General features: G+C 62.4%; 24 protein-coding genes and 1 pseudogene. 9 read left to right on the top strand and 16 right to left on the bottom strand.

Going from position 1 to position 23,513, the window contains the following annotated elements:
• Nucleotides 1-5: 5 nt before the first annotated feature.
• Both SAZ10_RS12315 and SAZ10_RS12310 read left to right on the top strand, forming a co-directional pair.
• Nucleotides 6-2,033 carry a bifunctional DedA family/phosphatase PAP2 family protein gene (locus tag SAZ10_RS12315; protein ID WP_318609502.1) on the top strand — a complete coding sequence of 676 codons (2,028 nt, stop codon included), beginning with the start codon at nt 6-8 and terminating at the stop codon, nt 2,031-2,033.
• A 128-nt stretch (nt 2,034-2,161) separates the two neighbouring features.
• Complete coding sequence (locus SAZ10_RS12310) at nt 2,162-2,542, top strand: rhodanese-like domain-containing protein (RefSeq protein WP_318609501.1); 381 nt, start codon at nt 2,162-2,164, stop codon at nt 2,540-2,542.
• Here SAZ10_RS12310 and SAZ10_RS12305 read toward each other — a convergent pair.
• The 7 genes from SAZ10_RS12305 to SAZ10_RS12275 all read right to left on the bottom strand — a co-directional run bounded on the left by SAZ10_RS12305 (nt 2,539) and on the right by SAZ10_RS12275 (nt 8,827).
• Complete coding sequence (locus SAZ10_RS12305; RefSeq protein ID WP_318609500.1) at nt 2,539-3,327, bottom strand: sulfite exporter TauE/SafE family protein; 789 nt, start codon at nt 3,325-3,327, stop codon at nt 2,539-2,541. The genes SAZ10_RS12310 and SAZ10_RS12305 overlap by 4 nt on opposite strands.
• Nucleotides 3,324-3,764 carry a YeeE/YedE family protein gene (locus SAZ10_RS12300; RefSeq protein ID WP_318609499.1) on the bottom strand — a complete coding sequence of 147 codons (441 nt, stop codon included), beginning with the start codon at nt 3,762-3,764 and terminating at the stop codon, nt 3,324-3,326. The genes SAZ10_RS12305 and SAZ10_RS12300 overlap by 4 nt, the downstream gene beginning before the upstream one ends.
• Nucleotides 3,761-4,168, bottom strand: coding sequence for a YeeE/YedE family protein (locus tag SAZ10_RS12295; protein WP_318609498.1), 408 nt, complete (start codon nt 4,166-4,168; stop codon nt 3,761-3,763). Before SAZ10_RS12295 ends, SAZ10_RS12300 begins: the two co-directional genes overlap by 4 nt.
• Nucleotides 4,165-4,506 (bottom strand): sulfite-sensing transcriptional repressor BigR, encoded by a 342-nt coding sequence (bigR, locus tag SAZ10_RS12290; protein WP_318609497.1) that lies wholly within the window; start codon nt 4,504-4,506, stop codon nt 4,165-4,167. Before bigR ends, SAZ10_RS12295 begins: the two co-directional genes overlap by 4 nt.
• Nucleotides 4,500-5,795 (bottom strand): bifunctional sulfur transferase/dioxygenase Blh, encoded by a 1,296-nt coding sequence (blh, locus tag SAZ10_RS12285; RefSeq protein WP_318609496.1) that lies wholly within the window; start codon nt 5,793-5,795, stop codon nt 4,500-4,502. Before blh ends, bigR begins: the two co-directional genes overlap by 7 nt.
• A 115-nt stretch (nt 5,796-5,910) precedes the next feature.
• Nucleotides 5,911-6,360: a universal stress protein gene (locus tag SAZ10_RS12280; protein WP_318609495.1), complete on the bottom strand. Its 450-nt coding sequence runs from the start codon at nt 6,358-6,360 to the stop codon at nt 5,911-5,913.
• A gap of 274 nt (nt 6,361-6,634) precedes the next feature.
• Nucleotides 6,635-8,827 (bottom strand): heavy metal translocating P-type ATPase, encoded by a 2,193-nt coding sequence (locus tag SAZ10_RS12275; protein WP_318609494.1) that lies wholly within the window; start codon nt 8,825-8,827, stop codon nt 6,635-6,637.
• A gap of 113 nt (nt 8,828-8,940) precedes the next feature.
• Between SAZ10_RS12275 and SAZ10_RS12270 the strand changes: the two genes are divergently transcribed.
• Both SAZ10_RS12270 and SAZ10_RS12265 read left to right on the top strand, forming a co-directional pair.
• On the top strand, nt 8,941-9,354 hold the full coding sequence (locus tag SAZ10_RS12270) for a helix-turn-helix domain-containing protein (RefSeq protein ID WP_318609493.1): 414 nt from the start codon (nt 8,941-8,943) through the stop codon (nt 9,352-9,354).
• Nucleotides 9,355-9,564: 210 nt separating this feature from the next.
• Nucleotides 9,565-11,370 carry a PAS domain S-box protein gene (locus SAZ10_RS12265; RefSeq protein ID WP_412535203.1) on the top strand — a complete coding sequence of 602 codons (1,806 nt, stop codon included), beginning with the start codon at nt 9,565-9,567 and terminating at the stop codon, nt 11,368-11,370.
• Between the two features lie 75 nt (nt 11,371-11,445).
• Here SAZ10_RS12265 and SAZ10_RS12260 read toward each other — a convergent pair whose 3' ends face one another.
• Genes SAZ10_RS12260 through SAZ10_RS12250 form a run of 3 tightly spaced genes read right to left on the bottom strand, consistent with a single transcriptional unit; the run spans nt 11,446 to nt 13,483 of the window.
• Nucleotides 11,446-12,654, bottom strand: coding sequence for an RNA polymerase sigma factor (locus tag SAZ10_RS12260; protein ID WP_318609491.1), 1,209 nt, complete (start codon nt 12,652-12,654; stop codon nt 11,446-11,448).
• Nucleotides 12,651-12,992, bottom strand: coding sequence for a YciI family protein (locus SAZ10_RS12255; protein WP_318609490.1), 342 nt, complete (start codon nt 12,990-12,992; stop codon nt 12,651-12,653). The genes SAZ10_RS12260 and SAZ10_RS12255 overlap by 4 nt, the downstream gene beginning before the upstream one ends.
• Entirely contained in the window at nt 12,989-13,483 is a 495-nt protein-coding gene (locus SAZ10_RS12250; protein ID WP_318609489.1) for a VOC family protein, read from the bottom strand. Before SAZ10_RS12250 ends, SAZ10_RS12255 begins: the two co-directional genes overlap by 4 nt.
• Before the next feature lie 200 nt (nt 13,484-13,683).
• Here SAZ10_RS12250 and SAZ10_RS12245 point away from each other — a divergent pair, with 200 nt between their 5' ends.
• Nucleotides 13,684-14,241 carry a GNAT family N-acetyltransferase gene (locus SAZ10_RS12245; protein WP_318609488.1) on the top strand — a complete coding sequence of 186 codons (558 nt, stop codon included), beginning with the start codon at nt 13,684-13,686 and terminating at the stop codon, nt 14,239-14,241.
• 163 nt (nt 14,242-14,404) lie between these two features.
• Here the strand turns inward: SAZ10_RS12245 and SAZ10_RS12240 are convergent, their stop codons facing one another.
• A complete protein-coding gene (locus SAZ10_RS12240) occupies nt 14,405-15,361 on the bottom strand; it encodes a LysR substrate-binding domain-containing protein (RefSeq protein ID WP_318609487.1) in 957 nt (318 codons plus the stop codon).
• A gap of 251 nt (nt 15,362-15,612) precedes the next feature.
• On the opposite strand from SAZ10_RS12240, the gene SAZ10_RS12235 reads away from it, so the two are divergent.
• Nucleotides 15,613-15,894 (top strand): hypothetical protein, encoded by a 282-nt coding sequence (locus SAZ10_RS12235; RefSeq protein WP_318609486.1) that lies wholly within the window; start codon nt 15,613-15,615, stop codon nt 15,892-15,894.
• On the opposite strand, the gene SAZ10_RS12230 is transcribed toward SAZ10_RS12235, so the two are convergent.
• Nucleotides 15,863-17,131 (bottom strand): MFS transporter, encoded by a 1,269-nt coding sequence (locus SAZ10_RS12230; RefSeq protein WP_318609485.1) that lies wholly within the window; start codon nt 17,129-17,131, stop codon nt 15,863-15,865. The genes SAZ10_RS12235 and SAZ10_RS12230 overlap by 32 nt on opposite strands.
• A 385-nt stretch (nt 17,132-17,516) precedes the next feature.
• On the opposite strand from SAZ10_RS12230, the gene SAZ10_RS12225 reads away from it, so the two are divergent.
• The 3 genes from SAZ10_RS12225 (at nt 17,517) to SAZ10_RS12215 (ending at nt 19,375) form a co-directional block, all read left to right on the top strand.
• Nucleotides 17,517-18,128 (top strand): 2-hydroxychromene-2-carboxylate isomerase, encoded by a 612-nt coding sequence (locus SAZ10_RS12225; RefSeq protein WP_318609484.1) that lies wholly within the window; start codon nt 17,517-17,519, stop codon nt 18,126-18,128.
• A 148-nt stretch (nt 18,129-18,276) separates the two neighbouring features.
• Nucleotides 18,277-18,873, top strand: coding sequence for a LysE family translocator (locus SAZ10_RS12220; protein WP_318609482.1), 597 nt, complete (start codon nt 18,277-18,279; stop codon nt 18,871-18,873).
• A gap of 52 nt (nt 18,874-18,925) precedes the next feature.
• Entirely contained in the window at nt 18,926-19,375 is a 450-nt protein-coding gene (locus SAZ10_RS12215) for a pyridoxamine 5'-phosphate oxidase family protein (protein ID WP_318609481.1), read from the top strand.
• 78 nt (nt 19,376-19,453) lie between these two features.
• On the opposite strand, the gene SAZ10_RS12210 is transcribed toward SAZ10_RS12215, so the two are convergent.
• From SAZ10_RS12210 to SAZ10_RS12195, 4 genes and pseudogenes are all read right to left on the bottom strand, one after another.
• Nucleotides 19,454-20,578: a branched-chain amino acid ABC transporter substrate-binding protein gene (locus tag SAZ10_RS12210; RefSeq protein WP_318609480.1), complete on the bottom strand. Its 1,125-nt coding sequence runs from the start codon at nt 20,576-20,578 to the stop codon at nt 19,454-19,456.
• A gap of 146 nt (nt 20,579-20,724) precedes the next feature.
• On the bottom strand, nt 20,725-21,741 hold the full coding sequence (locus tag SAZ10_RS12205) for an aliphatic sulfonate ABC transporter substrate-binding protein (protein WP_318609479.1): 1,017 nt from the start codon (nt 21,739-21,741) through the stop codon (nt 20,725-20,727).
• 44 nt (nt 21,742-21,785) lie between these two features.
• The gene (locus tag SAZ10_RS12200) at nt 21,786-22,595 is read right to left on the bottom strand and encodes an ABC transporter permease (RefSeq protein ID WP_318609651.1); all 810 of its coding nucleotides are present in this window, start codon (nt 22,593-22,595) and stop codon (nt 21,786-21,788) included.
• A gap of 72 nt (nt 22,596-22,667) precedes the next feature.
• A pseudogene (locus SAZ10_RS12195) lies at nt 22,668-23,505 on the bottom strand (ABC transporter ATP-binding protein).
• Between the last annotated feature and the right edge of the window lie 8 nt (nt 23,506-23,513).

The following is a 23,513-nucleotide window of genomic DNA, read 5'->3' as shown; positions in this document are numbered from 1 at the left end:
TTCCGGTGGTGACGTCATTCTTCTCCGCCGTCACCGATTATATCGGCGCGCATCCGCATCTCGCCTACGCGGTTGTATTCTTGCTGGCCCTCTCAGAATCCATCCCGGTCATCGGCGTGGTCGTCCCCGGCTCCGCCGTGATCCTGGCCGTCGGCGCCTTGGTGCCGAGCGGCGTGGTAACGCTCTGGCCCCTGCTCGCAGCTTCCATGGCGGGCGCGATCGTCGGCGACGGCCTCTCGTTCTGGATCGGTCACCGGTATCAAAGAGAGCTTCTCGGTCTTTGGCCCCTTGACCGATATCCCGAGTTGATCGCCCGCAGCGAAGCCTTCTTCTCGAGGCACGGCGACAAGAGCGTTTTTCTCGCCCGCTTCACGCCGGGCGTGCGCGCCTTCGTCCCGTTGCTGGCGGGCATGCTGAGGATGCCGGCGTGGCGGTTCTATGCTGCTAACATCCTGTCCGCCCTCGTCTGGGCGCCCTCGCACATCCTGCCGGGCATGCTCGTAGGCACCTCGATCGGACTGCTCGGCGCTGCGGCGAAGCCGCTCGCGATCATGGCAGTCTTGCTGATCATATTGCTGTGGGCCGTGATCCACGTCGTGCGCTTCACCTTGCACCGCGGCATTCCCGTGCTGACGACCGGGGCCGTGAACCTGCAGGCGTGGTCCAGCACCGGCGATACGAGGCTGAAACGGAGCGTCTTCAACCTGCTCGATCCATCCCGGCCGCAGTTGAGAAGGATCGCAGCGCTCGCCTTGCTGCTGGTGGGTGCCGCGTGGCTCTTCCTCGGCGTCCTGGAAGACGTCGTCAGCGGTGATCCGCTGGTGCGCGTCGACATGTCGATCTACCATGCGCTCCAGGAATTGCGCACGGCGCCCGGCGACCGGGCGATGATCGCCGTTACGGAGTTGGGCGATACCTTTGTCGTGACGGCAGTCACGCTGGTCGTCTTTCTTTGGCTTGCATGGAGGCGCGCCTGGCGCACTGCTGGCTATTGGCTCTTGGCGGTCGCAGGCGCCTCGGCACTCAACACGGCTATCAAGGTTGCGCTGCATCGCCCCCGCCCCAGCGAGCTGCTCTATTCCGGCTGGAGCGCGTTCGCCTTTCCCAGCGGGCACAGCACGGTCAATCTCGTCCTCTACGGCTTTCTTGCCTTCCTCATCGGGCGCGAACTCAGTCCTGCCTGGCGCTTGCCGGTCGCCTTTGGTGCCGCCGCCCTCATTCTCCTGATTGCATTCTCGCGCCTCTATCTGGGCGCGCACTGGTTCTCCGATGTCGTTGGCGGGCTGGCGTTCGGAACCGTGTGGCTGGCGGCAGTCGGACTCTCCTACCTGCGAGGGAGGCAGGAGCCCGTCGGACCTGCGGGGCTGCTCGTCGTCGGCTGTGCGGCACTGGCCTTTGCTGGTGGATTTAATATCTCGCGCAGCCATGCTCTGGATGTGCAGCGCTATGCCGTGAAGGCCTCAACGCCGATCATGGCCGCCGACGAGTGGTGGACAAGCGGCTGGCGGGACCTGCCTGACAGGCGCGTCGATCTTACTGGCGAACTCCAGGAACCACTGACGGTGCAATGGGCCGGTGGCCTGGCCGAACTGGAGGCGTTGCTGGCCGACAAAGGCTGGCAAACACCTGTGTCGTGGACTTCGTTGAGCGCATTGGGCTGGCTTACGACAACGGCCAGCCCGGCCCGCCTTCCGGTGCTGCCTAGTTTTGAGAGCGGACAGCTACCCAGCCTCACTCTCATCCGCCAGCGCGAAAATCCATCGAGCGAGTCGCGCTTCGTGCTGAGGCTATGGTCGGTCGACCTGAAACTCACGGACGGAGATGCTTCGCCCGTTTGGGTTGGCTCGGTCATCGAGGAACGCCTGGATCGGCTTCTGTCGCTCTTCACGCTGGCATCGACCCAGCCCGACATGAACGCGCCGCGAGAAATGCTGGCTCAAGCACTGCCCGACGGACGGCTTGCGCCGCGAACCGATGCAAGCGCAATTGCCGGTTGGGACCGGCGCGTTCTGCTGATCCGCCAGTGGCATTGAAGCCTTTGGCGGCATTGTGAACCGTATGCACTCCCTGCCCGCAAGAGATATGCCTTTGCTCATATTCTGGTTTCGCACGTGTTTCGCTACGCTGCATCAAGATGTGATGTCCACGTACGGAGGAGCATATGGCGAGCAGCGTGAAGGAAATGCTGGCGGCAGCAAATGCAGTGGTGCCTAAGGTCACAGCCGACGAGGCAAGGAGACTGATCTCGGATGAGAATGCCCTCGTCGTCGATGTCCGCGACCCAACGGAGGTCCAGGCCAGCGGCAAGGTCAAAGGCGCGCTCAACATTTCCCGCGGCATGCTGGAGTTCCGCGCCGACGCGGATACGCCGTATCACAATCCTGAACTTCGAAAGGACCGGCCAGTGATCCTGTACTGCGCTTCTGGAGGCCGTTCGGCCCTGAGCGGCAAGGTTCTGAAGGAGATGGGCTATGAACGTGTCCACAACCTCGGCGCTTTCAAGGATTGGGCAGAGAACGGCGGAGAAGTCGAGAAAGCCTAGGGACTATGCCCAAACACGGCTTGGCTTCTGTATAGTACATAGGCCGCGACTGTCAGGATCAGCGCCGCAAAGATCCGGTTCAGCACGTTTTTGCGCGCCGCAAGCTTCGTTGCCAGGATCATGCCGAGCATTCCGCCAAGCACGCCGCCGCCAATGAACTCGGCTGCAACCTGCCAATCGACCAGCCCGGATCGGGCGTAATTGACCGCGGTCGCAAGTCCAAACGTACCCACTGCAAGCAGCGAGGAACCGATCGCATTGATGATCGGCATCCCGGTCGCGAGGATCAGGGCTGGCACGATCAGGAACCCGCCTCCAATCCCGAAAAAGCCCGAGGCAGCACCGGTGACAATCGCGACCAAGGCTGTCGTCAGGCACATCCGCCAGTCGACGCGTCGCGCATCAGCGACCGCGGCAGCGCGCGGGCGAAGCATCAGGAGACCGACAGCGACCATCACGAGACCAAAGAGGAAGAGCAGCCGCTCGCCGTCCATCAGCATGCCCAGCGTGGACCCGGCGACCGCGCCAATGGTGCCTATGAGGGCGAAGACCGCGGCGCAGCGCCACCAGACATGGCCATTGCGCATATGCGGGAGCAGATTTGCATAGGCGTTGACCGAGACGGCGAGCGCGCCGGTGCCGATCGCCACATGCGGGCTGGCCACCCCGACAAGATAGAGCAGCAGCGGGGTGGCGAGGATCGAACCGCCGCCGCCGACCAGGCCGAGAGTAAACCCGACCAGTCCGCCAGAACCTGTGGCCGCCAGTTGCGCCGCGACAGTCATTTCGTCACCGAGGCAACAAAGCGGTCATGGATCAGCATGCCTGCCGCCATCGCAGCGGTAAACAGGAAGACGGGGGCAAGTCCGATCGAGAGACCGGCGATCGCCGGGCCAGGGCAAAGACCAGCCAAGCCCCAGCCGGTTCCAAAGATTGCCGAACCGATCACAAGCCGCCGATCGACCTCCTTTCGCTCCGGCAGGTGGAACCTGTCGTCCAGGAAAGGCCGTCCAAGAGTGCGCTGAAGCGCTATTCCGGGAATGGCGACGGCGAGAGCGCCGCCAAGTACGAAGATCAGGCTCGGGTCCCAATTCCCGCTTGCCACATCGAGAAAGCCGCGGACGCGGGCAGGATCGATCATCCCGGAAACCGACAGGCCGAAACCGAAGATGATGCCGGCGAGCAGCGACGCTGAAATGCGAAGAATGACGATTCGATTCATTGGAAGAGACCTGAAATCGTGGCCACGAGAATGCCCGACAGAAGGAAAATGGCTGTCGCCGCTATCGAGCGCCGCGAGAAACGCGCCATTCCGAGAATGCCATGTCCCGAGGTACAGCCGGAACCCATGCGCGTTCCGAAGCCGACGAAGACGCCTGCCAGGGCCATCACCGGCCCCGAAGCGACGACCGTGGCTGACGGATACGTTCCGAAAACCGCGCTGTAGAAAACGGGGCCGGAGATCAGGCCGAGAATGAAGGCCGCGTTGAGCCAGACCTGCTTGCCTTGCAGAAGCCGGCCGGCAATGCCGCTGATACCGGCAATACGGCCATTGACGAGGAGCAGGAGCACGGCGGAAAGGCCGATCAGCCCGCCACCCGCGAGGGCATGCCAATAACTGGTCATCGGCCGTCCTCCGCGCAGAAGATCCCATAGAGCGCGCCGACAAGCTCCGCCGCCTTCGCCTCGGTGAGACTGTAGAAAATCTGCTTGGCCTCACGGCGCGTTTCGACAATGCCGGCCTCGCGCAGTACGCCGAGCTGCTGCGACAGGTTTGGCTGATGAATGCCAAGCTCTTCCTCGAGCGCACTCACGGAACGTTCACCCTCCACCAGGGTGCAAACCAGCATCAGGCGCGCGGGGTGCGACAGCGTCTTGAGGAGGCCAGCAACCTCAGCGGCCCGTGTTTCCATTTCCTCGCGTACCATCGCCGGCTGCCGAACGGATATTACTTCGGTCACCATGCAGCACCTCCCAACGCATCGAGCGGAAATTTCAGATAGCGCCTGCCATTCGCCTCCGGTTCAGGCAGCCGGCCGCCGCGCACGTTCACCTGCAGCGCATGCAGGATAAGCTTGGGCATCGGCAAAGTGCGATCGCGCGCCTCGCGGAGCCTCACAAACGAGGCTTCATCGACCCCCGCGAGATGAGGGTTCGTCCGCTTCTGATCGCCGACGGTGCTCTCCCAGCGCGGATTGCGCCCGCCTGGCTGATAGTCATGGCCGGTGAACAGGCGCGTCTCATCCGGAAGCGCAAGGATCGCCTGGATGGAAGCCCACAGCGCCTTGGCGCTGCCGCCTGGGAAATCCGCTCGCGCCGTTCCCGAATCTGGCATGAAAATCGTATCATGGACGAATGCAGCGTCGCCGATGACATAGGTTACCGAGGCAAGCGTGTGCCCGGGCGAGAACAATATCCGGCCTTCCACCGAACCGACATTGAACCTGTCGCCTGCGGCGAACAGCCTATCCCATTGAGAGCCATCCGTTGCGAGTTCCGGCAGATTGTAGATGCCCTTCCAGAGCTTCTGCACGTCCGTGACATGCGCGCCGATGGCGGTTGGTGCGCCGGTCTTGCCTTTCAGATAATGGGCGGCGCTGAAATGGTCGGCATGAGGATGTGTGTCGAGGATCCAGTCGACGGTAAGCCCCTCCTTCTCGATATAGGCGAGGATGGCATCGGCATTGCCGGTTGCGGTCGCGCCGGACTTCTCGTCGAAATCAAGGACCGGATCGACAACGGCGCAACGCTTGGTCACCGGATCGGTGACGACGTACTGCACGCTCCAGGTACGCGGGTCGAAGAAGCCCTTGACCTGCGGCAAAGCTGCTGCCGATCGCTCGAGCCATTTGACCGCCCCGGACAGGTCGAAGCCGTGGGTCTGGCCGAAAGTCGCGACCTCTTCCTTGCGCATCCGTCCGTCAAGAACCTCGCCCAATGTGTAGAGCGTCAGCGCGCGCAAACCGCTCTTGCAATGGGCAACCACCGGACCCTTCGCACCCGCGAGCGCCTTCTGGAATGCACGCACATCTGCTTCGGTGATGGTTGGGCCGGACACAGGAATGAAGTCGTACGAAAGCCCCGCTGCCTCTGCAGCCCGCTGCTCGGCGATGCTGCCGGGCTGTCCAGCCTCCTCCCCGTCCGGCCGTGCGTTGATCAGCGCACCGAAGCCATCGCTCCGAAGCTTGCTGATCGTGGCGAGGTCGGGCTGAGGCATAACGGAGAGGTCGTTGGTGATTTTGGTTTGGGTCATGGCAGGTCTTCCGCGCTCATTATTCAATTAAGTAGAATATATATTGAGAGTTTGCAAGCCCCCTTCTCCCGGACCTCCGCGGCTCCTCGGAACGCGCTGGGCCGCACCGTTGTGATCAAGATCTGTGGACGAGCACCGGAATCTTGGTGTGGGTCAAAACCTTGACCGTTTCACTCCCCAGCACAATTGCCGAAAGTCCGCTTCGGCCATGGGAGGCCATGACTATGAGGTCGCACCCCTTGGCCTGGGCCGTCTCGATGATGGCCACATAGGGATGATCGTGTTCGATTTGCAGGGTTTCACAGGTGACGCCTTTCACCCTTGCAGCAGTCTCGACGGCTTCGAGATAGAGCTTTGGCCGCCCGTGCAGATACTCACGGACGAAATCGGCTGCCCCCGGGATATCCGCGACAGGCGCTGGGTCCAATTCGAGCGAATGGTATGGAATCGTGACGGTGAGAGCGGTGACTCGGGCATCCAAGGCTGCCGCCAGCTCTATCCCATGCGCGACGGCTTTTTGCGACAATTCCGATCCATCGCTCGGAATGAGAATGTGTTTATACACTTACGGCTCCGTCGAGCTGCTCACCACTCAGTTCGATCTGGAGTGACGGCAGCACAATTGGTTGCCTGGTCTGGTGCAAAATTCCCGCCGGCATGACGCTCGACATGTCGAGCAACGCCACTCGGACTGTACTCGCCTCATTTGCCGCCCAGCCCGAAGAAATCATGACGGCAGAAATCAAGAACGCACCCAAGCAACACTTGAGGTCTCGCATCCTCCCGACATCTCGCCGGAGGCAAATTGCACTCCTCAACGGCAAGCGCTTTGATCGGCGTCAAGTCAATGTTCGACGCGCCTGTGGACCGATATCTCCGCTCCGCCCCTTCCAGCGCAGCAGCCGCATCGCGTTCGCAGTGACGAGTACCGTCGCTCCCGTGTCCGCCAGTATGGCAGGCCACAGGCCGGTGATCCCAATCACTGTAGTCACAAAGAACGCAGCCTTCAGGCCGAGGGCGACAGCGATGTTCTGCCGGATGTTCGCCATCACGGCACGCGACAACTCAATCATGCGAGACACGTCGGCGACACGGCCGTGCAGGATCGCGGCGTCGGCCGTCTCCAGCGCCACATCGGTGCCGCCGCCCATTGCCACGCCGATATCGGCCGCGGCCAATGCGGGTGCGTCATTGATGCCATCGCCGACTTTCGCGACCATGAAGCCCTCGCGCTGCAACTCGCCGACGATGCGCTGCTTGTCTTGAGGCAGCAGGTCCGCCCTGACTTCTATCCCGAGTTCGTTGGCAATCGCCGCAGCTGTCTTCCGGTTGTCTCCAGTCAGCATAACGGCGCGGATGCCATCTCTCTTCAGCGCGGCCAGTCCTGCTTTCGCGTCGGCCCTTGGCTCGTCACGCATTGCGATGAGGCCAGCGGCACCGCCGCCTGCCACGAGCACGGAAACGGTCTTGCCTTGTTCTCTGAGGGTCTCGACAGCTGCCGTCTGGTCGGCCGTCAGGCTTGCACGCTCCTCGGCAGCCTCGCTCGAACCGAGAAAGACGGACAGTCCCCCGACGCTGCCTTCCACGCCCTTCCCTGAACTGGCCTTGGCATTGAAGGCAGGCGGGACGGGAGCGCCGGCAGCTTTTGCTCTCTCCAGGATGGCTATCGCAAGCGGGTGGCTGGAACCCTGTTCAAGGGCAGCGGCCATCGAAAGCACCTCGCGCTCCTTGCGGTCGAAAGCGACGATGTCCGTCACCACGGGCCTGCCTTCGGTCAGAGTTCCCGTCTTGTCGAAGGCAACCGCCGTGATCTTGCCGAAATTCTCCAGAACCGCGCCGCCTTTCATCAGGAGGCCGCGCCTTGCACCTGTGGCAAGGCCCGCCGCGACGGCGGCCGGGGTCGAGATCACCAGGGCGCAGGGACAGCCGATCAAGAGGATCGCCAGCCCCTTGTAGATCCATTCGTTCCAGCCCGCGCCGACAAGCAGCGGCGGCAGAACCGCGACCAGCGCGCCGACGACGAGCACTCCCGGCGTATAGTAGCGCGAGAAGCGGTCGATGAAGCGCTCGGTCGGTGCCTTGCTTTCCTGGGCTTCTTCCACCAGGCGCACAACGCGGGCGATCGTATTGTCCTCGGCCGCCGCCGTTACCCTGACCTTCAGCACGCCGTCGGTGCTGATTGTACCCGCAAAGACGGTGTCCTTGGGTCCCTTGCGCTTCGGCGTGCTCTCTCCGGTGACCGGCGCTTCGTTGATCTCGCTCGATCCCTCGACGATCTCGCCATCGGCGGGAATGCGGTCGCCGGGGCGCACGACGATCACGTCTGCGACAGCAAGATTTTCGGCGGGTAGTTCCTCGAGGCGTTCGTTCCGCTCGATGAGGGCAATCTTCGGCACGAGGTCGGCGAGGCCCTGTATGCTGGCTCGGGCCCGCCCGGCCGCCACTCCTTCAAGCAATTCGCCCACGAGGAAAAGCAGGACGACGGTTGCCGCCTCTTCCGCCGCGCCGATAAGGACCGCGCCGCCGGCGGCGATCGTCATGAGGGTCTCGATTGAGAAAGGCGTGCCCGAAATGCCTGCCATGAAGGCCCGCCGCGCGATCGGGACCAGTCCGACAAGCAGCGCCGCCAGGAAGGCCCAATATTCTGCCGCCGGGACGAGCTTGCCGAGGACATATGCGGCGACCAACGCCGCTGCGGATGCCAGGGTGAGCATCGCCCTCCCGGAGCGCCACCAGGAAAGGCCGGACGATCCCTCGTCAGCGTGATCATGATGGTCGTGTGCGACAGGTCTTCCAAATTTCGTCGGGCGCGCATCCTCCGCCGGAATAATGCCGTATCCGAGTTTTGCGACCTGCCTCAGGATTGCATCGGACAGAACCGTCCCCTGATGGAGCACCGACATGCTCTGGCCGGTCACCGATACGGACACATCCTCGACCCCATCGATCCGTCGGACCGCGGTATCGATCTTGGCTGCGCAGGAGGCACAGTCCATCCCGGTGATCCGGTAGCGCGTTTGAGTGATATGCATGATGCCTTCTCTGGAGGACGTTTGGAACTGACGCTCCATTGGTGCGCCGGTTGTCATTGACCGCCCGACAACCTAGTTCCTCTAGCGACTAGAGGTTCAAGAGGAGAATCGCGATGTATTCGATTGGCGACCTGTCGCGCCGAACCCAGGTGAAGGTCCCGACCATCCGCTACTACGAACAGATGGGCTTGCTCGCTGCGCTCGAGCGCTCGGAGGGCAACCAGCGCCGATACGGCAGGTCCGAGCTGGAACGATTGGCGTTCATTCGGCATGCCCGCGATCTCGGCTTCAGCATCGACGCGATTCGCGCGCTGATCGATCTCAGCGACCACAAGGACCGGCCATGCGCCGATGCAGACCGCATCGCGAAGGAGCAACTTGCCGCCGTTCGCGACCGCATTGCCAGGTTGCAGCGCCTTGAACAGGAACTCGACCGCATGGCGTCGTGCTGTTCAGGCGACACTGTCGGTGACTGCTACGTGATCCGCTCGCTTGCCGATCACACGCTATGCCAGCATGAGCACTGACAGCCGGCAACATTGGCCTGCTCGCTTTTGCCGCTCGCCAAGTGCAGCAGCGCGAAGCGCAAGCATCAACAACCTTTCGGAATCATGCTCTGAGCCGATAAACGGCTGATTGACGAAGCCAATCTCCGCGATAAGGATCAAGATCTTATAATACCCTTGATGATGGAGGTCAGGCTGCGTCGGGATGAATTCCCCCAAGGCGGAGGCGAGATGGGAGCTCTCATCCGCGCTCATGACTGGGCAAATACTCCGTTGGGGCCGATCTGCGAGTGGCCAGACTGCCTGCGCTCGGCGGTGAGTTTGATGCTTCCCGCTGAAATCCAGATCGTCATATTCTGGGGTCCGGATTTCGTCGCCCTCTACAATGACGCCTACGCCCCGACGATCGGAGACAAGCATCCGAGAGCTCTCGGACGTCCGGCGCGTGAGAACTGGTCTGAGCTGTGGTCCGACCTGGAGCCGCTGCTGCAGCATGTGCTGCGTACCGGAGAAACCGTATCCGCGAAGGACCGTCCCTTCTACATCGAGCGCCACGGCTACCCTGAAAACGTTCACTTCGACATCTCCTACTCGGCGGTCCGCAACGAGGCCGGGGCAGTTCAGGGTGTATTCTGTATCGTCAATGAGACAACCGGGGAGGTCCTCGCAAAAGCCGCGCTGCGGGAAAACGAGGAACGGCTGCGCGCCATCTTTTCGCAGGCTACGGGCGGAATAGCGCTGACAGATACTGACGGGCGTTTCGTCCTCGTGAATCAGCGATTCTGCGAGATTCTGGGCTATACCGAAGCCGACCTGCTCCACATGCGAATGCAAGAGATCACCCATCCCGACGACCTGACCAAGAACTCGGCTTTGTTTCGTCAGATGCTCGAGGAGGGAACTGGCTTCGTCGTCGAGACGCGATATGTCAGGAACGACGGATCCTATATCTGGGTGAGCAGCTCTATCGGAGCAATCCGCGACACGGCAGGCAAAGTGCATCAAGCCGTCGCGACGGTTATCGACATCGAGGAGCGCAAACGCGCGGAGGAGGTCGAGCGTCGGCTGGCCGCCATCATCGCTTCGTCGGACGATGCCATTTTGAGCACCGATCTGAACATGACGATCACAAGCTGGAACGTCGGTGCAGAGAGGCTTTACGGTTATAGCGCTTCGGAAGCGGTCGGCCGGCCGGTCACGATTTTGGTTCCGGACGACCGCCCCGACGAGGAGCCGATGATCATCGAACAGATCCGTCGCGGCCAGCGCGTCGAGCCCCACGATACGAAGCGGCGGCGCAAGGACGGCTCCTTGGTCGATGTGTCATTGACTGTTTCGCCGATCCGCGATGAGCACGACAGGATCATTGGGGCTTCGAAAATCGCACGCGACATCACGGAGCGAAAGGAGGCAGAGCGCCTTCAGCGGGTCTTGATGGGCGAGTTGAAGCACCGCGTCAAAAATGTGCTGGCCACGGTTCAAGCCATCGCACGCCAGACATTCGGCAATGACAATAAAGAGGCCCGCGAGGCCTTCGATGCACGCCTGCTCTCGATGTCGAGGGCTCACGACCTGCTCACCCGCGACAGCTGGGATGGCGCAGAGTTGTCGGCGGTGGTGACCGAAGCGATTGCTCCCTATCAGCGCGAGCATTTCGAGGTCAGCGGACCAGAGGTGCGGCTGCCGCCAAGAGTGGCGTTGGCCTTGTCACTTGCCCTGCATGAGCTTGGGACGAACGCCGGCAAATACGGTGCGCTGTCCGTTCCGACGGGTAAGGTGACGGTCAGCTGGAGGATCAGCCCTGCCCCTTCTCCGCATCTCGAATTGCGCTGGCAGGAACAAGGCGGACCAACAGTCGTACCTCCGACCCGTCGCGGCTTCGGATCGCGGCTGATCGAACGCGTTTTGGCCATGGAATTGAACGGAAAGGTCCAGATCGCTTATCCGCCAGCCGGAGTCGTCTGCGATGTCAGCGCGCCGTTTGATGTGGGATGGGATACGACTGCAGAGCCTGACCTTCAGGTTTCAACCGCTTAGAGCATTTTGCAGCCAAGCGGAATCACTTGGCTGCAAGATGCTCTAGCGGCGGCATCCCAGAAGCGCCTCGGAGCCCTAGTCCGGTCTGGACTTGATCCGCTGCTGCAACAGGGCCTTCTCGGCAGGGTTGGCGGTAAGCTCGAGTGCGCGGCGGTCGGCCGCGCGGGCGAGCTCCGGGTCGCCCATTTCGCGCAAAAGGTCGGCCCGGGCAGCGTGAAAGAGATGGTAGTCACCCAGCGCGTCCGCGAGTTGGTCCATCTCGGACATCGCCGCGTGTGCGCCGGCCGTGTATCGAAACGCGATCGCTCGGTGCAGTCGGGTCACCGGCGATGGCGCGAGGTGCAGCAGCATGTCGTAGAGCAGCACGATCTGCTCCCAATCTGTTTCTTCCCAGCGCCGGGCTTCGGCGTGACAGGCGACGATCGCGGCCTGGAGCTGGAATGGGCCCGGACGCTTCTGCCTGGCCGCGCGCACCAGCAGCTCTGTCGCCTTGGCGATCGCTTCCCGGTCCCACTGCGATCGATCCTGGTCCTGAAGCAGCACCAAACCGCCGCCGAGATCGAAGCGGGCGGTGGCGCGGGCCCGGTGCAGCCGGATCAATGAAAGGAGGCCGGCGACCTCCGGCTCCCCGGGCATGAGCTGGTGCAGCATCGTGGCGAGCCAGTCAGCGTCGTCGACCAGGTTGCGCGACTGCGCCTGATCGCTGGTGGAGAGGTAGCCCTCGTTCAACAACAGATAGATCACCTGGAGAACCTGGGTCAGGCGCTCGTTGAGCTCCTCGTCTGCCGGGAGCCGATACGGAATGCCTGCGTCCGTGATCTTCCGTTTGGCACGGGTGATCCGTTGCGTGACGGTGCTTTCCGGCATCAGGAATGCGCGGGCGATCTGGGCAGTGGTCAGGCCGCATACCACGCGCAGCGTGAGTGCGACCTGCGCCGGTCGGGGGAGTGCCGGATGGCAGCAGGTGAACATCAACCGCAGCCTGTCGTCGGGCTCGGAATGAACCGGCCACTCGAGCTCGGCAAGCTTGCGTTGATAGTTGCTTTCTCGACGGAGCATGTCGAGGCCGCGATTGCGGGCAACCGTGAACAACCACGCGTCCGGCCGCTCCGGGATTCCCTCCAGGGGCCACCGCTGCAACGCGGTCAGCACAGCGTCTTGCACAAGGTCCTCCGCGGTCGCGAAGTCACCGATCAGCTTCACCAGCGACGCCGCCAGCGAGCCGGCGTGCTCTCGCACGACCCGGCTCAGCTCGGCATGCGACGCGTCGGGAGCACTTGTCATGACTGGAGGGGACGAATCTCGACCACCGGGCAACCAGGCCAGGTCCTGACCATGCGCAGCGCCTCGTCGAGGTCGGCGACCTCGATCTCGGTGTAGCCGCTGACCACTTCCTTGCCTTCGACAAACGGCCCGTCGGTAATGATCGGCTCGCCCTCGCCTAGCCTCACCGTGGTGGCTGTGTCCGGGTGCTGCAGCTTGCTTCCGCCGCGAATGGCGTGCGCATTATCCGCAAACCACTGGTGCACCCGGTCGAACGCGCGAGCGCGATCGGCCTCGCTCATGGCATGCAGATCGTTCATGAACTGCTCCGTCTCGACAAACAGCAAAACATATTTCATGCGACACCTCCTTGCAGCTCTGCCACACGTCGGCTCATTTCCTCCGGCTCCAGATCCTCGACATGCGTCGCGATCACCCACCCGTGACCGAAGGGATCCATGATGTAAGCATCGCGGTCGCCATAAAACTGATTTTGAGGGGGGCGCATGAGTGTTGCACCGAGCTTCACGGCTTGCGCTGCGACCTCGTCTACGTTCTCAACGTAAATGAAAAGGAAGAATGGTGAGCCTGCAACACCGCCGGCAGGTGGCGCCTTCGTGCCCCTCATCGGTGCTTCATCCTCGACCATGATTACCGAGTCTCCGATCTGGATCTCGGCATGGGCGATCGTCCCGTCAGGACCGGGGAAACGCATGCGTTCGGTCGCGCCGAACACTTGCGCGTAAAAGCTCAGCGCCTTGTCGCCGCCGCCAACGATCAGGCAGGGCGTGACGCGGCGGTATCTGTCAGGGATCGGATTGGGCTTCGTCTTCGGTGTCGTAGCAGGCATGGGGAACCTCCTTTGAGCTGCTCCTATCCCTAAGACGATTGGCGCGTGACCCAATACGACAAGGATGCCTCGCCCGTGACGAATTTTCGAAGAGACTGTCTTTCGGCGGCGCGTGAGAAGCTTTCGCTTGTCGCACCCGGCAATTGGGTCGCAATTGCCGAAGGGCGTCGTCCCGCCCCCTTCGCCCGCCGAATATCATCGTGTTCAGGAAAATGGTCGCGGCTTCATCCGCTTCAGATATGCATTTTCGAGCGCCGGCTCATACGACGTCCGGCACCATCCACATCCGTGAGTTGCATGCCACCGAGGAGCGGGCCTGCGAAGCGTTCTTCCGACGGCTCGATCGCGACGATATCCATTATCGCTTTGGGGCGCCGCGCTCGTCCGGCGCCTACCTGCTTCCACGCAGGAAGGGAGCGGATTGCAGCCTGGCATTCGCTGCAGTCGACGGCACACAGAACATTCTGGCCATCGCCAATGTTGAGTGCCTCAGCACGGATGCGGCAGAGGTCGCACTGATCGTCCGCTCCGATCTCAAGCGGCGTGGCCTGGGTTCGGCAATGCTGGCCCATGTGGTGTGTTGGGCCGAGCACAGCAGGGTTCGCCGCCTCACCGGTTTCGTTCTGCCGGACAACACGGCAATGCTCCGCCTCGCCTCGACCATGGGTTTTCGCTGCGTCGGCCGCGATCCGACGTTGATCGAGCTTTCCTGGTGCGCCGGCGAGCCGCGACATGCCGATGTCATGAGGCGGTATTAGAACGTTCTGCTTTGGGTCAACGCAGGCGTCTCATCCACGGGGAGAGATGCCGGCAGGCAGAAGGGGCAGCACCAACCGTCAAACTTTAGTCGCTGGTGATCCCCTCCGCCATTCCAGATAGCTTTGCGGCATTACACCTGTGCCAAGCTAAAAATAGAATGCTCTACGCCTGACCGTGGGTAGCCAAATCAGGCCCCGCGCGCGTTCCTTGCGCTGATGGTGCGACGGCGAAGGCATTGGGAGAGCGCTCGGACGGCGCACCGAGCTCCTGCAGAATCCATGTCCGGAAAAGCTTGATCTCGGGGCGGTCAAAGGACTTGTGCGTTCCAACCAGCCAGTAACGTGTCGTCACCGGTATCGGTGGTCCGGCAATCTCGGTCAGGTCGCCATCCCTAATATAGCCGTCCATCACTGGTTTGCGTCCGACCGCCACGCCAAGACCCTGTATCGCTGCCTCCGCGGCAAGCTGGATCGTGTCGACCTTGATGGCGCGGCCACCCGTCGTGGCCGGCAGACCCTTTGCCTGGAACCAGGCGGCCCAGTCCTCCCCTGCCGCGGTCACGTGGATCAGTGGCATGCGCTGTAGAAACGCGATCTCGTCATCGCAGCCTGCCTTGCGCAGCAGTTGCGGTGAACAGACCGGCACGAACGCCTCCGCGACCAGTTCGGTCCATGCCTCGCTCGAGCGCGGCGCGGAACTCATGCGTATGGCGAGATCGAAGCCCTCGGTCAGGAAATCGACATGCCGGCGCGCCGTATCGATCGTGATGGAAATGTCAGGGTAGCGTTCGGTGAACTTCGGCAATCGTGGAAGCAGCCAGCGATTGGCGAATGTCGGCGCCACGCTGACCGATAAAGATCCGGTCGCCTTGCGTCCGGGAAAGCTCTCCGTCGCGCTGGCAAGGATCGTCAGCGCTCGATTGACCTCCACCGCGTAGTCTTGCCCGGCCTGCGTCAGCGTGAGCCCCCGCGTATCCCGGTGGAACAGTTCCGCGCCCAGCCAGTGCTCCAGCGTTCGCAACCCATGGCTGATCGCGCTCGGCGTGACGTGGACCTCCTCGGCCGCTTGCTTGAAACTGCCGAGCCGTGCCGCGGCCTCGAACAGGCGTAGCGTGTTCATCGGCGGAAGCCTGAACCCCATCAGACCGAACCTTCGTAATTCCCAACCTGCTTGATACGGCAGACTTCCCGAAATCTGTTCAATGGGATGCATGCAAGTCAATTGCGATATTGTATCTGACACGATCAAGCTGACATTCCCCGGCGAGGCTGATTGAACCTCGTTCACGCGCCCACAAGGAAGAGTCGTTTGCGCCGGCGCTCGGCTGCCGATTCCCTGCTCCTCAAAGGATTCGGTCAGGGAGTCCCCAGATGGCGAAGGCTGCACGGTGTGTTCCGAACGGATGGACGCCGGCGTCGAAGAAAGAACTCAGCACGTTGCATCGCCTGTTTCGCGCGATCTTGAACCGCTACAGAGTGAAGAAACTGCTGGAGAAGGAGGCGCACGAGCTGTGTGATATCGGCTTGTCACCCTCCGACCTCAGGCGTGCGTTGATGCTTCCGCTCCACAAGGACCCTTCGGCGGCTCTTGCAACGGTAGCCGGGCAGACCGCCGAGTCGCTCAACCCATGCCGCTCGCGAGCGCGCCGCTGACGGATCGGGAACTCGCGCCATCGCGATCATCCATCGACCACTGCAGGAGGAACGCGCAGAACCCGATCACGACCATCGAGATCCAGGCTGTCGCATATGACGCGGTCAGGTCATAGCTGACACCGCCGAGCCAGGCGCCTGCAAAGCCGCCGACCTGGTGGCTGAAGAATGCGACGCCGAACAGCGTGTTGAAATGCTGCAGGCCGAACATTCGGGAGACCAGACCCGAGACCAGGGGAACGACACCCAGCCAGAGGAATCCCATGACGGCGGCGAAGGCGAGCGCAGAAAACGCAGTCACGGGCAGTGCCACGAAGGCAATGATGGTCAAGGTACGCAGCAGGTAGATGACGGCCAGCAGCCGCTTCGGGCTGTAGCGGGCGCCGAGCTGGCCAGTCACGTAGGAACCGATGGCATTGGCGATGCCTATCACGCCGAGCGCCAGAGCGCTGATCTCCGTAGAGACCCCGCAAATGCCGAGATAGGTCGGCAAGTGAACTGTGATGTATTGAAGCTGGAAGCCGCAAGCGAAGAAGGCGAGCGTCATTGCCACGAAGCCCGGATGGCGAATGGCCGTGCCTATGGCCGCACTGGTATTCGGCGCGGCTTCGCTCCGTTCGAGCTTCGCCGGCGGCCTGCCGATGAAGCATGCAACCAGGCCGATGGCAGCCGCAGCAGCGGCGAAGACAAGCGCGGCCGCTTGCCAGCCGCGCGCCTCGATCACCGCCTGGCCGATGGGAGCAATCAGCAGGGTTGCCACCGAGCCCGCCGCCGAGACGATGCCGACCGCCTGCACGCGTTTTTCAGGCGGCACGGCCCGGGAGACGGCACCCAGCACGACGCCGAATCCGCAGCCGGCAATACCGATTCCTGCAAGCACGCCCGCACCGATGTTGAGGCCGATGAGCGGCCCACCCCAGGCCATCAGGACGAGTCCCGACGCGTATATGGCCGCGCAGGCGATCAGGACCGGGCGCGGGCCGTAGCGGTCGCCGCACACGCCGACGACCGGCTGAGCCAAGCCCCACACCAGGTTCTGCAGCGCCAGCGCGAACCCGAATGCGCTCGCCGAAACGCCGAGATCGGCACGGATCGGCTGGAGAAACAGGCCAAGGCTTTGCCTGAGCCCCATGCAAAGTGAAAGCACCATGCCGGCAACCACGATGGCGACGAGCGGCGAAGGTGCCGATCCGTCTTGCTTGACGGTGCCCGAATTTGGGGTGAGCATCGTTGTCATGATCGGCTCCAATGCTGTGGCTGATCCAGTCTAGGCCAACGAACAGCTGGGGGCGTGCGAGAAGAGCTCACCTGTCGGCGACTTGCTTTCATCCCTTACGCGTAATGGGAGGGAGGCGGATGAGCGCTGCTGATGATCAGTTGAGGAAAGTTCGCTTGCCTGGCTCGGCCGGTCCTCCCTAGTCAGCAAGGCGCCTCACAATGGCTTAGGATCAATCACTTGTTATCAGCAAAAACCACACGATTGATCGTTGGAATGGTCGGCCGAAGATGGAACCAGCCGGACAGCTTTTCGCATTGCAGTCCGTATTTGCCGGATGCGGCGGCGGCTGCGCGAACACCGCGGCACTCCGGCATAGCCACGGGTTCCATCGCAGGTTAAATCCATGACCGGCACGAGCGGACCGATCGAGTTCTGGTTCGAATTCAGTTCTCCCTATGCCTACTTTGCAGCCCTGGAGATCGAGGAGCTGGCGCGCCGCCACGGCCGGTCGGTGGCGTGGCGTCCGTTCCTGCTCGGCGTGGTTTTCAAGCTCACCAAAATGGCGCCGCTGCCCGACCAGTCACTGCGCGGCGACTATGCGTTTCGCGACTGGGAGCGCTTGGCGCGCTTGCGCGGCGTTCCTTACACGTTGCCGCCGAAGTTCCCGATCGTGTCGCTCGTGCCGGCCCGCATGTTCTACGCTGCCGAGCAGATGAACCCGGAGGCGGCGCCCAAGTTCGCGCTCGGCCTGTTCGACGGCCTCTATGCGAAAGGCCTGGACATCACGGATGCCGGCGTTGCGGCCACGCTGGGTGCCTCAGTCGGGTTCGACGCGCCGGCGCTCGTTCGGTCCGCCTCGGACCAGAGATACAAGGACGCGCTGCGTGCCCGCACCGACGAAGCTATCGGCAAGGGGGTCTTCGGCTCGCCGTTCTTCATCGTGGATGGGGAGCCGTTCTGGGGTTCGGACCGCCTGCCGATGCTCGAAATTTGGCTGTCGCGCGGCGGCTGGTGAGCTGCTGCTTTCACCGGGGGGACAGGATGATCAATTATTCGCTCCGATCGCAGGAGATGATCCGCGAAGGCATATCGCGCCTGGCGCGACTCATAGAAAGTCAGCCGGCCCCCGCCAAACCTTCCGTCGATGCCCATGGGAGCGCCGCGTGAGCGCCCTTCTTCTGTCGCTGCTCCTGTTTACAGCCGTTACCACTATCACACCCGGCGGTGCGACGACCTTGGCGACCGCGTCCGGCCTCCAGTTCGGCTTCAGGCGTAGCATTCCGCTGATCGCCGGCATCGTCGTCGGGCTTGCCTCGCTCGCTGCCGCTGCCGGTGGCGGCCTTGCCGCGCTGATTGCGGCTGCGCCCGCCCTGCGGCTGGCGATGCGCCTTGTCGGCACTGTGTACCTGCTTTGGCTGGCCTGGAAGGTCGGGCATGGCGGTCCGCCCGTTCTCGACGGCAAGCGGTCGACGAAGCCAATGGGCTTCCTCACCGGCCTTCTTCTGCTGCTGCTCAACCCCAAAGCATGGGCAACGACGTTGAGCGCTGCCGCGTCCTATTCCGGTCTGGCCGCTTCGCCGGTTCGATTGGCCGCCGTGGTCGGGGCAGTGTTCGGCATCTCGGCCGTCGCGTCTCTGTCGCTCTGGTGCCTGGGCGGTTCGGCGCTTGCCCGCCGGCTGCGCACCGATCGGCAGTGGCGCGTGCTCAATCTCGTCCTGGGTGTCCTTCTTGCGCTTTCGACCGTTCCGATCTGGCTTTGAGGCGGAAGGCGCTTCATGCGATCAGTAACATTGGCACAGAGGAGCCGGAGAGATGCTTCTGACCGAAGAGATGAAGGGGATCGTGGCGCGGCACAGCATCGGCTTTGTCGCCACAGTCAATGCCGATGGAACGCCAAACCTGTCGCCCAAGGGCACCATGGTCGCGCTCGACGATGACCGCATCCTGTTCGGCGAGATTCGTTCTCCCGGAACGTTGCGCAACATCCGCGCCAATCCCTCGATCGAGATCAATTTCCTCGACATCTTCATCCGCAAGGCGGTCCGGATCAAGGGAACGGCAATGGTGATCACAAAGGGATCGTCCGAGTTCGCCGCACTCAGGCATCATTTCGATCGATGGGGCGAACTGGCGGAGCTCATCAGGAATTTCATCGAGGTCGAGGTCCGCTCGGCGGCCGTGGTCACTACCCCCGCCTACGATCTCGGCGCGACCGAGGACGAGCTCAGTGCACGATGGAAGGACTACTATTCCGGCCTCTAGATTAAGATTAGGGGTTTTCCCGAAAAAAGAAGCCCGCGCTCAGGCGGGCTTCTCGCATCAGATCGGGGCGGACCTGTATTACTCCATGCCGACGATCTGGCCGTTTTCCCATTTGAACAGGCTGAAGCTTGGCGATGTGAGATCGCCATTGTCGCCGTAGCTGAGCTGGCCGATGGCCGTCGGTATGGCGTCGGCCGATTTCAGCGCCGTGGCAACCGCCTCCGCGTCGTCGGCCTTGCCCGCCTTCTCGATACCGTATTTCAGCACCTCAACCGCGGCGTATGCGTTGAGGGTGAAGGCTTCCGGCGGGATGCCCTTTTCCTTCAGAGCCTTGAGCGAGTCGGCCGAAGCCGGGCTCTTCGTCACATCGGTGGCGTTGGTGAAGATCGTTCCGGCAGCGGCTTCGTTACCGATCGCCCAGTATTCGGTATTGGAAAGCCCCTCGCCGCCTATGATCTGGGCATGAACCCCGATGTCATGGAGCTGGCGGGCAAGCAGACCGCCTTCGGGATGGTAGCCGCCGAAATAAATCACTTCGGCATTCTCCGATTTCAAGCGCGTGACGAGGGCGGACAGGTCCTTCTCGCCGGGCGTGAGCGAGGTGTAGAGCACTTCGCTCACGCCGCCTCCGTTGATCACCTGCTTGAATGCGTCCGCCAGGCCCTTTCCGTAGGTGCCGTTGTCATGAATGACGGCGATGCGCTTGTCCTTCATATGCTCGAGCACGTAGCGCGCCGCAACCTCGGCCTGCTGGTCATCGCGGCCACAGGTCCGGAAGACGTTGGTGAGGCTACGCTTGGTCAGGTCGGGCGCCGTGGCCGTCGGCGTGATCATCAACACGCCGTTCTCGGCGAAAACATCGGAGGCCGGAATCGCTACCCCCGAGGTGACCGGGCCGACCACGAAGCGTATCCCCTCGCCCACCAGCTGGTTGGCGGCCGAGACGCCCTGCTTGGGGTCGCCGGCGTCGTCAGCCAGCTTCAGGACGAGTTTCTCGCCGCCGATGCCGCCGTTCTTGTTGATGCTTTCGACCGCGGCTTCGACGCCATTCTTGACTTGGTCGCCATAGGCTGCCACCGGCCCGGTCAGCGGCGCTACGACGCCGATGGTGATGTCGGCGTGGGCCGCCGTGGCAGCGGCCAGCGAAGCGACGATCGCGCCGCTTATCGACACAAGCGCGCTTAAAGTCTTTGTTTTTCTCATTGTCTCTTTTGTCCCTGAAAGCTTTGAGCCGTGCGGTACGGCGACGAACACTCGAATGAAGAATGGCTGGACGCGCGTTTACCGGGCAAAAGAGAATCTTTCAATGCTTGGTGAGCGACGCTCAACGAGGCGCCGGAGGTAGCGGCTTACCGCACGGCGTCGACCTCGGCATAGGCGGCGTCGAGATAGCGCTTGTCGATCCATTTGTCGTAATCGACCGATCCCTTGAGCAGCCCTGCGCTCGCCATGAATTCCTCTTCGCCCTTGAGCGCCGTCAGTGCCTCATCGGTGATCTTCGGATCCTGATGGAAGACGCCATCACTGTAGGTCTTGCGGACGGAGGCTTCCAACGACTTGGTCGCATCCACGAAAATTTTGATTGTCTCCTCTGGATGGGCATCGGCCCAGCGGGCAAGTTCGATATCGACCTTGAGCAGCCGCTTGACGAGGTCGGGATATTTCTCGGCGAAGGCAGCATTTGCCGAGATGATGTAGGGCGCGTTCCATTCGGGATGGGTGGAGGTGTCGTAGAGAACACGGGCCTGTCCTGTCTCGACCAACCTTGCGGCGGTATTGCTGCTCTCGACGATCGCGTCGATGTCGCCGCGGAGCAGCGCCGGGCCTGAGGCCTCGATAGCAAGGTTTAGCCCTTCGACGTCGGCTGTGGTCAGGCCGACGCTCTTCAGCGCCTTGCTGAACTGCGAATGCCGCACCGTGCCCGTGAGATAGGCGACCTTCTTGCCCTTGAGATCTCCAAGCGTCTTCAGCGCCGAATCGGCCTTGACGACGATCTCGGATCCGTCCGATTTCACATAGCTCGACAGGCCGATCGCCTTCACGTCGGCGCCGGACGCGGCCACGCGGAGGGCCGGATTGTTGCCGGTATACGTGAACTCGATCGCACCGGTCGCGAGCGCAGTCGTCGCCTCCGAGCCACCGTTGAAGGTGAGCAGCTCGACCTTGATGCCGTCCTTGGCGAACTCCTTCTCCCACCAGCCATTCTGCTGGGCGAGGATGAACTTCAGATGACCCGGCGCGGTGCTGCCGATGCGGATCACCTCAGGCTTGTCCTGGGCGAAGGCCGGGGCGGCGAGAGAGACGACGGCTGCGGTTGCGGCCTTGAACAGCTGCCTCCGTAACGCTTGGAAGGGAATTCGGGACATATGCTGGTCCTCCTGGGATCAATCGGCTTTGGGATGTATGGATTTCAGTGCGGCGAAGCCTCGGAGTGGTCCTTCCAGGCTGTTGCCCAGCGCTCGAACCAGACGAGCAGGTAGTTGACGACGAGGCCGACCGCAGTGAGCGTCAGGATGCCGGCATACATGTCTGCTGTTTCCATCATCAGCTGCGATTGCTGAATGAGGTAGCCGAGGCCCGATTTGGCGGCGAGCATCTCGGCGCCGATGACGGCGAAGATCGATGATTTCACCGCCAGCCGTGCGCCGGCGACGATCGAGGGAATGCTCGCGGGCAGGATCACCTTGCGAAACAGATCGAGGTCGGTCGTGCCCATTGAGCGGGCAGCTCTGATGAGTAACGGGTCGACGCCTTTCACGCCGCTGATCGTGTTGACCAGCAGGAAGAAGATGGAGGAGTAAAAGGTCATGGCGACTTTGGACGCCTCGCCGATGCCGAAGAGCAGGATGAACACCGGCAGAAGCGCGAATTGCGAGGTGTTTCGAAGTGTCTGGACGAGGAGGTCGGAGATCTTCTCGAACCTCGAATAGCGTCCCATCAGGAAGCCAAGAGGAATCGCGACCAATACCGCCAGCCCGAAGCCAAGCGCCGCGCGCTGCAGGCTGATGCCGATATGCTCTCCGAGTGCCCCGGAAACGAGCAGGTCTTTCCAGGCGACCAGCACCTCCGAGAGCGGCGGGAAGAAGATGCGGTTCAGCCAGCCGAGCCGCGGCGCGATCTCCCACAGAAGGAAGAACGAGAACAGCAGCGGCAGCCCGTAGCTCACCGTGCCTGCTTCGGCGCTCCGCCTCTTGCGCTTGGCAGGCTCCTTCGTGCCCATCGTGAAGGGCTGAAAACTGCCGGCGCCGCCAAGCTTGTCGGTCAGATAGGCCATGGTCGGTCCCTCAAGCAGTCAGTTGGCGAATGCAGCGGAAAGGCCCCAGTCCTTCTGGGCCTTGTTGACTTCGTCGCGAAGCGCCTCCCAGACGCGGGCGCGATATCCGTTGAATTCCAGGCTAGAACGGATATCGCCGTAGCGCGGGCGCGGCAGGTCGATCTCGATGATTTCCTTCACCGTTCCGGGCCGAGCGGTCATCACGACGACCCGGTCGGCCAGATAGATGGCTTCGTCGATGGCATGGGTTACGAACACGACCGTCGTTTTGATCTTGCCCCAGATGCGCAGAAGTTCGTCCTGAAGGATGTCGCGCGTCTGGGCGTCGAGTGCCGCGAAAGGCTCGTCCATCAAAAGCACTTCGGGATTGCTCGCCAGCGCGCGCGCGATCGCCACGCGCTGCTGCATGCCGCCGGAAAGCTGGTTCGGAAAGCGGTCCTCGAAACCTGCAAGGCCGAAAAGGGACAGGAAGTGCTTCGCCGTAGCCCGACGTTCGGACTTCGACACGCCGCGGACCTCGAGCGCATATTCGATGTTGGCGAGCGCGGTGCGCCAGGGGAATAGCGCATATTGTTGAAAGACATAGCCGGTTCGGGCGTCCGGGCGGGTGATGAGCTTGCCGTCAAGCTGCACCTCACCGCCACTGGCCTGCGTCAAGCCGCCGATAATATCGAGCAGCACGGATTTGCCGCTGCCGCTCGGCCCGACCAGCGTGATGAACTCGCCCTTGCGGATCGCGAGGTCGGACGCCGTCGAGCACCGTAATCCGATCCGCCTCCGCGCCATCCACCGTGACGAACTGTCCAGGCTTGAGCTGAAAGGTCTTTCTGACGTCGCTGACGACTATTCTATCCATGGTCTTGC

The organism is Mesorhizobium sp. BAC0120 (assembly GCF_033542235.1).
In the GTDB taxonomy this organism is placed as follows: domain Bacteria; phylum Pseudomonadota; class Alphaproteobacteria; order Rhizobiales; family Rhizobiaceae; genus JAWRCU01.
The sequence above is the reverse complement of the archived record's forward strand: the minus strand, read 5'-3'. Positions and strand labels throughout refer to the sequence as shown.